Source organism: Stenotrophomonas sp. I18B00994 (genome assembly GCF_014145825.1).
Classification (GTDB): domain Bacteria; phylum Pseudomonadota; class Gammaproteobacteria; order Xanthomonadales; family Xanthomonadaceae; genus Stenotrophomonas; species Stenotrophomonas maltophilia.
Map to the genome: position 1 here is coordinate 45,759 of NZ_JACIUW010000015.1, position 14,589 is coordinate 60,347.

Annotated in this window: 11 protein-coding genes; 3 read left to right on the forward strand and 8 right to left on the reverse strand. The window is 66.8% G+C overall.

The window, feature by feature from the left end; translation table 11 throughout:
• Positions 1-85: 85 nt before the first annotated feature.
• From H4O10_RS16015 to gap, 8 genes are all read right to left on the reverse strand, one after another.
• Positions 86-1,231 (reverse strand): hypothetical protein, encoded by a 1,146-nt coding sequence (locus tag H4O10_RS16015; RefSeq protein ID WP_033834920.1) that lies wholly within the window; start codon positions 1,229-1,231, stop codon positions 86-88.
• Positions 1,232-1,360: 129 nt separating this feature from the next.
• Positions 1,361-2,365 (reverse strand): class I fructose-bisphosphate aldolase, encoded by a 1,005-nt coding sequence (locus tag H4O10_RS16020; RefSeq protein ID WP_005410832.1) that lies wholly within the window; start codon positions 2,363-2,365, stop codon positions 1,361-1,363.
• Between the two features lie 196 nt (positions 2,366-2,561).
• A complete protein-coding gene (pyk, locus tag H4O10_RS16025; RefSeq protein WP_049453301.1) occupies positions 2,562-4,028 on the reverse strand; it encodes a pyruvate kinase in 1,467 nt (488 codons plus the stop codon).
• A 217-nt stretch (positions 4,029-4,245) separates the two neighbouring features.
• Positions 4,246-4,899: an HAD hydrolase-like protein gene (locus H4O10_RS16030; RefSeq protein ID WP_012481127.1), complete on the reverse strand. Its 654-nt coding sequence runs from the start codon at positions 4,897-4,899 to the stop codon at positions 4,246-4,248.
• Complete coding sequence (locus H4O10_RS16035) at positions 4,896-6,071, reverse strand: phosphoglycerate kinase (RefSeq protein WP_012481128.1); 1,176 nt, start codon at positions 6,069-6,071, stop codon at positions 4,896-4,898. The genes H4O10_RS16030 and H4O10_RS16035 overlap by 4 nt, the downstream gene beginning before the upstream one ends.
• A 642-nt stretch (positions 6,072-6,713) precedes the next feature.
• Entirely contained in the window at positions 6,714-8,090 is a 1,377-nt protein-coding gene (locus H4O10_RS16040; protein WP_049453302.1) for a DUF3999 domain-containing protein, read from the reverse strand.
• Positions 8,087-10,756 carry a DUF2339 domain-containing protein gene (locus H4O10_RS16045; RefSeq protein WP_049453304.1) on the reverse strand — a complete coding sequence of 890 codons (2,670 nt, stop codon included), beginning with the start codon at positions 10,754-10,756 and terminating at the stop codon, positions 8,087-8,089. Before H4O10_RS16045 ends, H4O10_RS16040 begins: the two co-directional genes overlap by 4 nt.
• Positions 10,757-10,881: 125 nt before the next feature.
• Positions 10,882-11,886 carry a type I glyceraldehyde-3-phosphate dehydrogenase gene (gene gap, locus H4O10_RS16050; protein ID WP_005410838.1) on the reverse strand — a complete coding sequence of 335 codons (1,005 nt, stop codon included), beginning with the start codon at positions 11,884-11,886 and terminating at the stop codon, positions 10,882-10,884.
• 191 nt (positions 11,887-12,077) lie between these two features.
• On the opposite strand from gap, the gene H4O10_RS16055 reads away from it, so the two are divergent.
• The 3 genes from H4O10_RS16055 to H4O10_RS16065 all read left to right on the forward strand — a co-directional run bounded on the left by H4O10_RS16055 (position 12,078) and on the right by H4O10_RS16065 (position 14,570).
• Positions 12,078-12,707, forward strand: coding sequence for an OmpW family outer membrane protein (locus H4O10_RS16055; RefSeq protein WP_005410839.1), 630 nt, complete (start codon positions 12,078-12,080; stop codon positions 12,705-12,707).
• 232 nt (positions 12,708-12,939) lie between these two features.
• Positions 12,940-13,758, forward strand: coding sequence for a S1/P1 nuclease (locus tag H4O10_RS16060; RefSeq protein WP_049453306.1), 819 nt, complete (start codon positions 12,940-12,942; stop codon positions 13,756-13,758).
• A gap of 11 nt (positions 13,759-13,769) precedes the next feature.
• A complete protein-coding gene (locus H4O10_RS16065) occupies positions 13,770-14,570 on the forward strand; it encodes an MBL fold metallo-hydrolase (RefSeq protein ID WP_049453308.1) in 801 nt (266 codons plus the stop codon).
• Positions 14,571-14,589: the final 19 nt, after the last annotated feature.

A 14,589-nucleotide genomic window follows, 5' to 3' on the forward strand; every position in this document is an offset into this window, starting at 1 on the left:
CGCAGCGCGGAAAGGAAAAGGCCGGGCATTGCCCGGCCTTCTCAGTTGCATCGTTGATGTCATCCACGCATGGCGTGGATCACGCTCAACGACTGGCAGCTTCCACCGCAGCGGCGTCATCGGCCACGGCGGCTGCAGCGTCGGCAGCGGCACGTGCAGCCGATGCGGCAGCACCCTCGGCGCTGGCTCCTTCCACCTGCACGCGCACCTCGACCATGCCTGCGCCATTGTTCAGGCTGGACACGTCGACGGTGTAATGACCGGCCGGCAGAGTCTCTTCCAGGCGCGAGTTGGTACCGTTGCCACCGTCGTCGTCGGTCAGCTCGACATCGCCACCGACCACGCGCAGCACGGTATCGACCTGGCTGGAAATCGCGTCCAGGCGCACGTCGGCCGGCCGGTCCAGGGTCAGCAGGAAGCGGCGACGGCCTTCGTTGTCCAGCATGGTGTACACGCTGCCCGACTTCGGCAGGGCGGTGCCATCGCGCTCGACCAGATTCCCCGGCAGTTCGATGCGGGAGGCAGACAGGGTGAACATGCCATTGACACCGCTGCCGAGGCCGCGCGCGGTCAGGGTGTACTTGCCCGGCTTCAGCGACAGGGTCAGCCGCGAGTTGGTGCTGTCGTTGCCATCGTCGTTTTCGGCTTCAACGCCCTGGCCCGACAGCTTCAGCACCGGATCGAAGACATCCGACACCAGGCGGATTTCGTACAGGCCGGCCTTGTCCACCTGCAAGGTGTAGTCCTGCGAATCACTGGCCAGCATGTCCACGATTTCGCCACTGCCCGCCAACGGCTTGCCGTCGTAAGGTTTCAGCTTCTCGGCTCGCAGGCGATACGGACCAAAGGCGGTCGGGCCATCGGCATTGACCGCCACCTGGTAGGTGCCGCCGCCATTGGCACGGAACGCCAGCGAGACGTCGCCTTCGCGTTCGTAACCGGTGTTGCTGGTGGAAACAAGACTGCCGTTGTTGAACACGGCGATCGAGCCGCTGAGGGCACCAGTAAGTTTCAGGCCGACCAGATCCTTGTCTTCCAGCTTGATCTGGTAGAGCTGGTGATGGCTGCCATCATTGAAGTTGATGCCGCTGCGCGAGGTGATCTCGCCGGACACCGGCTTGTCGAAATCGAGCGACGCGGCCTTGCCTGCCTCTGCGCCGCCGCCGATACGGTTGCACCCGCCGGCGACCAGGACCGTGGCTACGGCCAGTGTGATTGCTGCCAAACGCATGTTGTTTCTCCTTGGCCTTCCATGTGGTTCCCGCGTACCGGCCGGGCACGCGGGGGCGGAAAAGATACCCGCAAAAGCAAACGCCGGCGTGATGCCGGCGCTGCCTTGTTCATCCAGCGATGGGACGGATCAGCCGTTCCACTTGCCCAGCGCAGCCAGGCCGTTGTCCTTGGCACGCTCGTACACGGTCTTCTGGGCGGCTGCGTAGTTGCCCTTCATGTCCTTGGCCCACAGCTTCAGCGCGGCCTGCTGCATGGCGCGGCCGTAGGAGAAGCTCAGCGGCCACGGCAGGTTGCCCAGCTGGTTCATCGCGTTCAGGTGCTCGGTGGACTGCTCGTCGCTCTGGCCACCGGACAGGAACACCACGCCCGGCAGGATGGCCGGCACGGTGCTCTTCAGGCACATCACGGTCGACTCGGCCACTTCCTCGACGTCGGCCTGCTCATCGCAGTTCTTGCCGGAGATGACCATGGACGCCTTCAGGATGGTGCCTTCCAGCAGCACGTTCTGCTGGTACAGCGCGTCGAACAGCGAACGCAGGGTGGCTTCGGTGACTTCGTAGCAGGTCTCGATGTCGTGGTCGCCGTCCATGATCACTTCCGGCTCGACCATCGGCACCAGGCCGCATTCCTGGCACAGGGCGGCATAACGGGCCAGCGCATGGGCGTTGGACTCGATGCAGGTGCCCGACGGAATGCTCTCGCCGATGTTGATGACCGCACGCCACTTGGCGAAGCGCGCACCCAGCTTGTAGTACTCCTGCAGGCGCTCGCGCAGGCCGTCCAGGCCTTCGGTGACCAGCTCGCCCGGGCAGCCGGCCAGCGGGTGCGCACCCTTGTCCACCTTGATGCCCGGAATCATGCCGTGGTCGGCCATGTACTTGGCGAACGGCACGCCGTCCCTGGTCGACTGGCGGATGGTTTCGTCGTACAGGATGGCGCCGGAAATGTGCTCGTTGAGCTTCGGCGTGGTCAGCAGCAGCTCGCGGTAGGCACGACGGTTCTCCTCGGTGTTCTCGATACCGACGCCGGCGAAACGCTTGGCGATGGTAGCGGTGGATTCGTCGATCGCGATGATGCCCTTGCCCGGGGCGACCATGGCCTGGGCGGTTTCGGCCAGCTGTTCGATGCTCATGTATTTCCTGTGGCGGGTGCGGGAAAAACGTAAGTATAGCCCCGCTGCCCGTTGCCCCGGTGTCGAGGCCAGGATGGAAACGATTCCAATGTCCGCGCAGGACAAGGGATGTCCTGCGGCATGGGGTCAGAGCCCCTTTGGGGATCTGACCCCGGGTCGGATGCGCGCAGCGGCTCCGATCCAAGGCCGACTGGGTTTACAGATCGCCCAGCCCAATGGCACGGCCGTCTTCACCCACTTCCAGCAGGCGCAGGGTATTGGTGGCACCGTGGGTTTCCATGTGCTCGCCGCTGGTGAACACGACGCGGTCGCCGGCCTGCAGCAGTTCGGCTTCCACCAGCAGGCGGATGCTGCCGCGCGCGGCTTCGCGCGGGGTCAGGCCGCGGCTGTCGAAGTTGATCGGGAACACATCGCGCATCAGCGCCATCTGCCGGCGCGCGCCGTCATGGCGGGTCACCGCGAACACCGGCGCCTTGGCGCGGAAACGCGACAGGTAACGCGCGGTGCCACCGGACTCGGTCATTGCCACGATCGCGCGCACGCCCACGTGCTGGGACAGGAACATGGTGGCCATGGCAATGGCCTGGTCGGCACGCTCGAGGTTGCGCGGCGAAGCGTTGAAGTCGGTCTCGGTCTGGAACTGGCGCTCGGCCCCCAGGCAGATGCGCGCCATTGCTTCGACCGCCTTGACCGGCCAGGCACCTGCAGCGGTCTCGGCCGACAGCATCACCGCATCGGTGCCGTCGATGACCGAGTTGGCCACGTCCAGCACTTCGGCACGGGTCGGAATCGGGCTTTCCACCATCGACTGCAGCATCTGCGTGGCGGTGATCACCACCTTGTTCTGTGCCAGCGAGGCCTTGATGATCTTCTTCTGCAGGCCCGGCAGTTCGGCATCGCCGATCTCCACGCCAAGGTCGCCACGGGCGACCATCACCACGTCGCTGGCCTCGACGATTTCTTCCAGGTTCTCGATGGCCTCGGTGCGCTCGATCTTCGATACCAGTGCAGCATCACAGCCATGCGAGCGGGCGATGTCACGCGCATCGTTCATGTCCTGCGCGTTGCGGCAGAACGACACGGCGATGAAGTCGACACCGATCTTGGCGACGATGCCGATCAGTTCCTTGTCGCGCTCGGTCAGCGCGCCCAGCGAGAGGCCGCCGCCCTGCTTGTTCAGGCCCTTGCGGTCGGACAGCACACCGTCGTTCAGTACGGTATTGATGATGCGTTCGCCCTGCACCTCCACCACCTGCAGCTGCATCAGGCCGTCGTCGAGCAGCAGGACGTCGCCCGGACCCACGTCCTGCGGCAGGCCGAGGTAGCTCACACCCACCTGGGTGGCATCACCCGGGCCGGCGCCGGTGCTGGCGATCAGGTCGAAGCGGTTGCCCGCCTTCAGCTGCACCTTGCCTTCTGCGAAGCGCTCGATGCGGATCTTCGGGCCCGGCAGGTCGGCCAAGATGCCCACTTCCACGCCGACGCGGGCGGCGGCGGCACGCACTTCGGCGGCACGCTTGGCCTGGCCGGACGGGTCACCATGGCTGAAGTTGAGGCGCACCACGTTGACGCCGGCGCGGAACAGATCCTCCAGCACGCCCGGCGGATCAGTGGCCGGACCGAGGGTGGCAAGGATCTTGGTGCGACGCTGACGCTCGAACATGGTGAATGGGCCTCTCCCGATAAAGAACGGAAATTAGCACATCCTTCACGCCGCATGTATACGGTTACAGCCTTGTGCTGCCTGACTTCGCGGGTCATGGAACGGACATCACCCGGACATACGCTGGCGCAGGGTGTTCTGTAGAGCCGGGCCATGCCCGGCTGCACCGTGGGCCGCAATCAGCCGAGCGTGGGGCCAGCTCTACAGGCAAGGGCGGCTAGGCCAACAGCGTCGTCAGCTGTGCCGGCTCGCGAGCCAGCTGGCCCGCACCGGCTTCGGTCAGTTCGGCCTCACCGCCAAAGCCCCACAGCACGCCCACGCTGCGCAGGCCGTGGTGGCGTGCGCCCTCGATGTCCATGCGGCGGTCGCCGATCATCCAGCACTGTGCGGGCTGCAGCTGCAGGCGGCGCAGTGCCTCCCCGACCAGCTCGGGCTTGTGGCTGCGCGAGCCGTCCAGGGTCGAACCGACGATCTCCTCGAACAGCCCGCCAAACGGCAGGTGCGCAAGGATGCGGCGCGCATGCGGCTCGTTCTTGGCGGTGACCACCGCCAGGCGGTGGCCTCGGCCATGCAGCGTGCGCAGGGTGTCTTCCACCTGCGGGTACACCGTGTGTTCGCGCCAGCCTTCGGCATCGAAGCGCTCGCGGTAATAGCCCACCGCCTGCTCCACCCGCGCTGGTTCGACGAACAGTGGCGTGAAGGTGGTACGCAGCGAAGGACCGATCCAGCCCAGCAGCGTCTCCTGCGGCGGCACCGGATGGTCCATCTTCTGCAGCGCATAGGCGATGCAGGCGGTGATGCCCACCTGCGAGTCGATCAGCGTGCCGTCCAGGTCGAAGAACAGGACATCCTTGCTGTGCCCGGCACTCATGCGCCGCGCGCGTCGAGTGCGGCCACCGCCGGCAGGGTCTTGCCCTCCAGGAACTCCAGGAACGCGCCGCCGCCGGTGGAGATGTAGCTGACCTGCTGGGCGATATCGAACTTGTCGACCGCCGCCAGGGTGTCGCCGCCACCGGCGATGGAGAACGCCCTGGAGCTGGCGATGGCGCGGGCCAGCGCTTCGGTGCCCTTGCTGAAGGCCTCGAACTCGAACACACCGACCGGGCCGTTCCAGACCACGGTACCGGCCTTGTCGATCAGCTGCGCGTACTGCGCCGCGGTCTGCGGGCCGATGTCCAGGATCAGATCATCTTCGGCAACGGCGTCGACTGCCTTCACCTCGGCGACTGCGTCGGGCATGAACTGCTTGGCGGTCACCACGTCCACCGGCAGCGGGATGTCGGCGCCGCGCGCCTTGGCATCGGCCACGATCTTCTTCGCGGTGTCCAGCAGGTCCGGCTCGTACAGCGACTTGCCGACGTTGTAGCCGGCGGCAGCGATGAAGGTGTTGGCGATGCCACCACCGACGATCAGCTGGTCGACCTTGCCGACCAGGTTGGCCAGCAGTTCCAGCTTGGTGCTGACCTTGCTGCCGGCGACGATGGCCAGCAGCGGCTTGGCCGGTGCATCCAGCGCCTGCGCCAGTGCGTCCAGTTCGGCCATCAGCAGCGGGCCACCGGCAGCAACCGGGGCGAAGCGGATGACACCGTGTGTGGAGGCCTGCGCACGGTGCGCGGTGCCGAAGGCGTCCATCACGAACACATCGCACAGGGCGGCGTACTTCTTCGACAGGGCTTCATCGTCCTTGCCCTCGCCGACGTTCATGCGGCAGTTTTCCAGCAGCACCAGCTGGCCCGGCTGGACCTCGACGCCGTCGACCCAGTCGCGCACCAGCGGAACCTCGCGACCGAGCAGCTCGGACAGGCGCTGGGCCACCGGCGCCAGCGAATCGGCTTCGCTCCACACACCTTCCTTCGGGCGCCCCAGGTGCGAGGTGACCATCACCGCCGCGCCCTGCTCCAGCGCGCGCTTGAGCGTCGGCAGCGAAGCGGTGATGCGCTGTTCGGAAGTGATGCGGCCATTCTCGATCGGCACGTTCAGATCCTGGCGGATCAGCACGCGCTTGCCGGAGAGGTCGAGGTCGGTCATGCGGACGATGGACATGGGCAACTCTTTGGCTCGGGGACGGGATGCCGGGGTACGGCAGACGGCCATTGTATCGGGTGCGGGTGGTGGGAGGGCTGATGCCTGCGGCAGGCAGAGGCGTAGGGCAACAGCAACAGCCAGAGTCAGAGCCAAAGCGCTGGCGCCTTGTGATGCTGTGGGTGGGCCGGGGCGGTGTGGGCTGGCAGGGGACGTCGTGAACCCATCCATGGGGACTTGGCAGCGGCATCCATGCCGCTGACACCCCTGCCAGCCCACACCACCCCGGCCTCGACAGGTTCATGAGGCGGAGCGGACGGCGAAAGCAAAGGCGGTTTCTGGTGTCGGAGGGAGATGGAAGGTTGAGCCGAGCTGATGCTCGGCTGGAGATCTCTTGGAGAGCAGCCGAGCGTGGGCTCGGCTCTAGAAAGAGCGCCCAGCCAAGCAGCTTTTGCTCTTCTTTTTTTCTTTCCGTGGGTGGACGCACACGGAAACTGTCAGAGGCCGGGCGGGTGGGCTGGGCAGGGGTATCCGCGCCATGGATGGCGCGGCTAAGCCTCCAGGGACGGATTCACGGCGTCCCCTGCCCTGCCCACCCGCTCGGCCCATCCCCGGGATCGCGCTTTGCAGCCACCCACGAGGGGCTGCGCCGTTCGCTGGAACCTATTCCGAAGGCGCCGGCTTCTGCCGAAGCAGGCTGACCGCCAGGCCGCCAACAACCAACACACCCAGCCCCAGCAACGCCCACAGCAACCACGCCTTCCAATCGTGCTGCGGCTTCAGCGCCGCGTCACCGGCCAGCGGCTCCGGGCTGCCCTCCAGGCGCGCCAGCGTCGGCTGCCACGACGGATCATTGCGCTGCCGCAGTTCCTCGATCAACACACCGATCGGCGCTTCCATGCGGCGCGCGGTCGCGCTGCCCACTGCCAGTGCATACGGTGCTGCCCCCTGGCTCAGGAACACCAGTACTTCCGGCTGGTAGCCCAAGCGCAGGGTCGGTGCGGTCGCAGTTTCCGCCGGGTTCGCCACCAGCTTCCAGTAGCGGTCACGATGCACGCCCCCCAGCGGCTGGGCCGCTGATTGCTGGCGCTGGCCCTGCGCGCCCTGCTGCAGTTGGTACGCGATCCATGGCGCACTGCGGCGCTGCCATTCCGCACTCTCGTCATCGCGGCTGAACAACGTCCACTGCACCAGGCTGTTGTCGGTGCTGGTCACATCCGCGCGCGCTACCGGGAAACGGCCGTCGAGTTCGAAGGTGTATTCACCCTTGCCCTTCGAGGTCGGTTCCAGCGACAGCCACTCCCACGGCAGCGTGGCCGGCGCCGGCGGCAGCTCGGCCAGCACGCTGCGCAGCGTCGGCAGGCGCGCATCGCCCTGCGCCAGCACGCGCAGATAGCGCGCCTCGCCGTCCACCTGCAGGCGGCGCTGCAGCAGGCGCTTGCCAGCACGCTGCAGGTCGACCAGCGGGATGTCACGCCCGATCGGACGCCAATGCTGCAGGTCGTCGCTGGCATCCAGCTGCACCTGCGCCTGCAACGGCTGTCCGCTGTCAGCCCAGTCCAGCACCAGTGCCGCCAACGGTTGCTGGCCGAGCACGCTGGCATCGATCAGCCAACCACCCTGCCCGTTCGCTGCCGCACCGCCGCTCACGCGTGCTTCGACGCGACGGACACGGCCATCGGTATCGCGCTCGGTCAGCAACTGCAGATCGTTGCGCTGTGCCTCGGCCAGCGGCGGCAGCGCGAACCACGGCAGCTCACGCTGCACCGGCGGCTGTGCCAGCGGCTGGTTTGGCGCCAGCAATGCCGATGGCAACGATTGGCCGGCGGCGTTGAACACCTGCAGGTCACCCAGGTCTGCGGCACCTGCACGGCGATAGATCGCCGGCTCCAGAACCACCCTGTACGCACCGGACTGTGCGCTGGACAGCGTCAACGGCCACTGCTCGGCGTACTGCGTGCGGTAGTCGGCGGCCTGCACCGCGACGGCGGCCAGCATGCCGAACATCGCCGGCAGCAGCGCCCTGCTCCACTTCCTCATTGTTTTTCCTCCACGGACGGCGCCGCGCTGGGCGGTGCCGGTGCCAGATAACCCACGACCGTGCACAGCAGGCCGTAGGCGATGAACGATGCGATGCCCAGCAGGTTGCCCAGGTGCTGGCGATCGACGATGACCAGCTTGGCCAGCACCACGCCCATCAGCACGGCACCGACCATCCACAACACGCGCTGGCCACGGCGCGATCCCCACACCCAGGCAATCACGCCAAGCACGCTCCACAGCACGGTCAGGCTGGTCTGCGCCAGGCTGGAACGCATCATCGACGCACTCCACGACAGGCCGCCCCAATGGTGCACGCCATGCAGCACCACGCTGGTCAGCGCGACGAACGTTGCCAGTGACAGCAGCGGCATGCGGATTCCCGACAGGGTCTTCGGCGCCTGATCGCTGTACAGCCAGCGTGCAAGCAGCAACAGGCTCAGCCACTGTCCGAGCTCGGCCGGATTCAATACCGGCAGCCAGAGCAGCGGCGCAGCATCGCCCGGCAGCAGCTGTCCGAACAGCCAGCCGATCGACAACAGGCCGAACAGCACGCACTGCAGCGGCTGGCGCACGCGATCGAACGCTGCACCCAGCGGCCAGCGAAGCGCATTCCAGCGCCACAGCGACAGCGCCGCCATCAGCAGCCACGGCACCGTCACCAGCAACGTGGTCCAGCCCTGTGCCAGCCCGGCCTCGCCACCGCCCCACAGGGCCAGCAGCGAAAGCAGAGACGGCCACAACAGCCACCACAGGAACTGCGCGATGCGCGCCACGCTGTCGCCCCCCTGGCGCAGGCAGAGCAGCGTGCGCACGCCCATCACCGCGAACACCGCCCAGGCCAGCGCACCGTAGCCGGCGAATGGCTGATGGTGCGCGTCGCTCTGCATCAGCGCCAGCGGGAAGCCCAGCGCCAGCATGGCCAGCGCGGTCACGCCCAGTGCGCGTGCCGGCTGACGGCGCTGCATTTCGGCGGCCAGCCAGGCAGTGACGGCGGCCAGCACCAGCAACGCGTCCACTTCGGCGCGGTACGGGAAGAAGCGGGTGATCTCATGCACCATGCCGCCCAGCCACCACAGCAGGCCCCACAGGTAGTAGACCAGGGCGATCTCGTGGCGTGACCTGCGCTGGTAGCTCCAGGCCGACGCGAAGCCGGCCAGGGCCAGCAGCAGCGCCCCGATGGCAGTCGGATTGATCAGGAAACGCAGGTCCTCATGCCAGTGATCGCCACCGGCCACGAAGGCGAACGCAGCGCCCATCTGCAGCAGCGCGCCGGACACCTGCGGCAGCCAGCGCTTCTGGCGCAGGCCCAACCAGGCCAGTCCGGCGCCTTCCAGCGCGAAGACCGCGCCGGTGGCCCGCGCCGACAAGGCCAGCGGCACCGCCAGCGTGGCAAAGCCCACCGCCAGCACCGCGTGCGACTGCGCCAGCACGGTGTACGACGCGCGCCTGATCAACGCCCACGCCAGCGCCGCGTAGATCGCGGCCAGGCCCAGTGCGCACAGCGCCAGCGTCATCGGCTGCTGGTACAGCATCCCCGCCTGCAACGAGAACGCGACCAACGGCGTACCGAACACCAGGCTGCCATCGACCAGGTCACGCTGCCCGGCGGGCTGCCGGCGTGCGTAGAGCAACGGGATCAGCAGGTAGAAGGCGAAGAACAGCAGCAGGAACGGCTCGGTGCTGCTGAACTTGTCAGGCGCGTACTGCAGCACGCCCCAGAACGTGCCGATACCGAAGGTGAAGGCGAAGCCCAGCAGGTTCAGCGCGCGCCACGGTCGGAACCAGGCAATGGCGAAGATGCCGGCGTTGAGCACGGCGTAGTAGCTGAACAACCCCACGTGGTTGCCGCTGCCGGTGGACAGCCACAGCGGTGCCATGAAGCCGGCGAGGATGCCCAGCACCGCCAGCGTACGCGAGTTCTGCACCACCGCCAGCACGCACAGCGCGGCCACCAGTGCAATGGAGCTGACGAAGGCGAAGCCCGGCGGAATCAGCTCGAAACGCTTGAAGGCCGCGAAGATGGTCAACAGCAGCACGCCGATGGCACCGCCCTGCAAGGCCAGCCCAAACAGGCGCCGGCGCTCGCGCTGGTGCCAGCCGAACGCCAGCAGGCCCAGTGCACCGACGGTGACACCGGCCAGGCGCAGCTCGATCGGCAGCACCAGCCAGCCCTGGTCGCTGACGTACTTCAGCAGCGCAGCGACACCGGCCAGCAGCACCAGCATGCCGATCTTCACCGGCACGTTGCCCTCGGTGAACCAGCGCTTGACCGCGCCACTGCCGCGCTCGATGAAGTTCGGCAGCGCCGGTCCGGAAGGCAACGGTGGCTGCATCGGCGCGGGTGGCACCGGCGGTGGTGCGATCGGGCGCGGCGCCTCCGTTGCCGCAGGCACCGCTTCGCGCACCGGCGTTGGCTGAGGCGGAGGCGGAGACGGAGGCGGTGCAGCAGCCGCCACCGGCCGCAGGAACGGTGGATCGGCACTGGCCACAGGGGGGGCCGCAGGCCGTTCAGGCGCGTGCATGGCGGCGACCGGCGCGGCAGCCATGGCGCTTTCCAGCGCGGCGACGCGGCGGCGCAGGCCGGCAATCATCACCAGCGCCACCACCAGCAGCAGCGGGATGGCCAGCAGGACCAGTACGACCAGGGCAATCAGTGCTTCCATTGCGTGCTTCCATAGCGTTCCCGCGCCCCAGCGGCAGCGGTCGACCGGCCCATGCTACGACAGGGCCGGCCCCATAAACGACGAACCCCGGCCAGGCCGGGGTCCGTGTGCGATCTTCGCCGGCCTTACTTGGCGGCGATGACCTTGGCCATTTCCAGGCACTTGTTCGAGTAGCCCCACTCGTTGTCGTACCAGGTGACCAGCTTGACGAAGGTGCCGTCCAGGGCGATGCCAGCGTCGGCGTCGAACACCGAAGTGCAGGTTTCGCCGCGGAAATCGGTGGCCACCACCTTGTCTTCGGTGTAGCCCAGGATGCCCTTCAGCGGGCCTTCGCTCTGTGCCTTCACTTCCGCGCAGATCTCGGCGTAGGTGGCTTCCTTTTCCAGTTCGACGGTCAGGTCGACCACCGACACGTCCGAGGTCGGGACGCGGAAGCTCATGCCGGTCAGCTTCTTGTTCAGTTCCGGGATGACCACGCCGACGGCCTTGGCCGCACCGGTGGACGACGGGATGATGTTCTCCAGGATGCCACGGCCACCGCGCCAGTCCTTGTTGGACGGGCCATCGACGGTCTTCTGGGTGGCGGTTGCCGCATGCACGGTGGTCATCAGGCCGCGCTTGATGCCCCACTTGTCATTGATGACCTTGGCCAGCGGGGCCAGGCAGTTGGTGGTGCACGAGGCGTTGGAAATGATCGCCTGGCCGGCGTAGGTCTTGTCGTTCACGCCGTAGACGAACATCGGCGTGTCGTCCTTCGACGGCGCCGACATGATGACCTTCCTGGCGCCGGCATCGATGTGCTTCTGCGCGGTTTCCTTGGTCAGGAACAGGCCGGTGGCTTCCAGCACCACGTCGGCACCGACTTCATCCCACTTCAGGTTGGCCGGGTCGCGTTCCTGGGTCAGGCGGATCTTCTTGCCGTTGACCAGCAGGTCGTTGCCCTGCACTGCCACGTCGGCCTTGAAGCGGCCGTGCACGGAGTCGTACTTGAGCATGTACGCCAGGTAGTCCGGCTCCAGCAGATCGTTGATGGCCACGATTTCGATGTCGTCGCCGAAGTTCAGCACCGCCGAGCGCAGGACGTTACGCCCGATGCGACCGAAACCGTTGATACCAACCTTGATTGCCATTTCTCAAGCTCCTGCGGCCGCTACGGGTGCGGCGGGATGGATAGGGCCCACAAGTCTAGCAAACCGGGGCTGGCCACCGTGGGCCAGCGCCCGGGCCAGAGGGTCGGCGGACAGGATTTGATCCGGATCAAAGCGTTAGCACGGCGTGAGGCCGAGACTGTCGCCATCCACCCAGCAACGAGATCACCCCCATGCGCAAGACCTCCCCCCTGATCCTGGCCGGCCTGGCCGCCGCCCTGTCCCTCGCCGCCGCCCCGGCCATGGCCCAGTCCAAGGGCGACTGGACCGTCTCGGCCGGCGTCCACCAGGTGGCGCCGAAGTCGAACAACGGCTGGCTGGCCGGCCACACGCTGAAGGTCGACGTCGACAACGACGTCAAGCCGACCATCACCGGCGAGTACTTCATTGCCGACAACCTGGGCATCGAAGTGCTGGCCGCGCTGCCGTTCAAGCACGACATCAACATCAATGGCCTCGGCCGCGTCGGCAGCACCAAGCAGTTGCCGCCGGTGGTGACCCTGCAGTACCACTTCAACAGCAAGGGCAAGGTCTCGCCGTTCGTCGGCGCGGGCGTGAACTACACGACCTTCTTCAGCGAAGACACCACCGGTGCGCTGGCCGGCAGCAAGCTGAAGCTGCAGGATTCGTGGGGCCTGGCCGCGCATGCGGGCATCGACTTCGCGATCGGCGAGAAGGGCGCCCTGCGTGTGGACATGCGCTGGATCGACATCGACAGCAAGGTGAAGTTGAACGGCGAGAAGATCGGCACCGTCAACATCGATCCGCTGGTCTACGGCGCTTCGTACGTCTTCAAGTTCTAAGCGGTGTGTTGGGCGCGGGGGCTTCGCCCCCGCTCCCCCGCCATACGCAAAACCCTCGCAGCATGTTGCCCCGGTGATTGCCGGGGCTTTTTTTGTGCCTGGGACTGAAGCGGTTCCGGAGCTGGGGCAAGGCGGGGAGCAGAGCCGGGACACGCCGCCCCTCCCGCTGCGCTCCCGCTTCGGAACAGGAACGCGCCGCTCTTCAATCCACCTACACCGCTAGAATGTGCGCATGAAAGCCCTGCATTCCCTGTTCCTCGCCGCCGCCCTGGCGCCGGTCCTGCTGTCCGCTTCCGCCCCCGCCCATGCCTGGGGCGCACAAGGCCACCGCCTTGTCGCCGAAGTCGCCGACGCCCGTCTCAACCCCGCTGCCCGCGCAGAAGTGGACCGCCTGCTGGCCACCGAACCGGACGCCACGCTGGCCAGCATCGCCCCGTGGGCCGACCAGCTGCGTGCCAAGGATCCGGGCCTGGGCCGTCGCTCGGCCGGCTGGCACTACGTCAACATCGCCGAAGACAATTGCCATTACGAAGCACCGAAGCACTGCAGGAACGGCAACTGCATCGTCGAGGCCCTGAAGGCACAGAGCACCATCCTCGGCGACCGCAGCCTGACCGATGGCGAGCGCCTGCAGGCGCTGAAGTTCGTCGTGCACCTGGTCGGCGACATCCATCAGCCGATGCACGCCGGTTACGCGCACGACAAGGGCGGCAACGATTTCCAGCTGCAGTTCGGCAACCGCGGTACCAACCTGCACTCGCTGTGGGACAGCGGCATGCTCAACACCCGCAAGCTGGACGACGCGGGTTACCTGCCGCTGCTGCAGAGCCAGCGCGCGCCGAAACTGGCCCGCCAGTCCAACCCGCAGCGCGACCCGCAGACGTGGGCAGAGGCCAGCTGCCGCATTTCCATGCAAGCTGGCGTTTATCCGGCCACGCGTAAAATCGGTGACGAATACACCGAGCGCTACCGGCCGCTGGCCGAAGCGCAGCTGCGACTAGCCGGTGAAAACCTGGCGCAGTTGCTGAACCGCGTGCTCGGCGCGCGCTGAGGAGGGTTCCAATGTCAGTCCAGGTGCAGTCGTTCTTCCACCGTGACAGCAATACCTTCAGCTACCTGGTCAGCGACCCGGCCAGTAGCGAGGCAGTGCTGATCGACCCGGTCCTGGACTACGACCCGGATACCGACGCCAGCAGTGAAGCGCCGCTGCATGCCGCATTGCAGGCCATCGAGCAACAAGGCCTGCAGCTGCGCTGGCTGCTGGAAACCCATGCCCACGCTGACCATGTGTCGGCCGGGCGCCGCCTGAAGCATCGTTTCCCGCAGGCCACCCTGGCCATCGGCGAAGGCATCCGCGCGGTACAGGCAACGTTTGCACCACGCTATGGCCTGCAGCTTCCTGCCGCAGATGAAATCTTCGATCACCTGTTCAGCGACGGCGAAACCTTCGCTCTGGGCGAACTGCGCTGCCAGGTGATCGCAGTGCCCGGCCATACCAGCGACAGCATCGCCTACCTGATCGATGATGCGCTGTTCACCGGCGACTCGCTGTTCATGCCCGATGGCGGCACCGCCCGCTGTGACTTCCCGGGTGGTGATGCCGCGCAGCTGTACCGCTCGATCCAGCGCCTGCTGGCCCTGCCCGATGCAACGCGCGTGTTCGTCTGCCACGACTACGGCCCGGGTGGACGCGGCTTTGCCAACGAAACCACCATCGGCGAACAGCGCGCGCACAACATCCACGTGCATGACGGCGTAGCCGAGGCGGAGTTCGTCAGCGTGCGACAGGCCCGTGATGCCATGCTGGAAGAACCGAAACTGATGCAGCCCGCAGTGAAGGCCAACATCCAGGGCGGGGCCTGATCGACGCCGCTGTACTGGC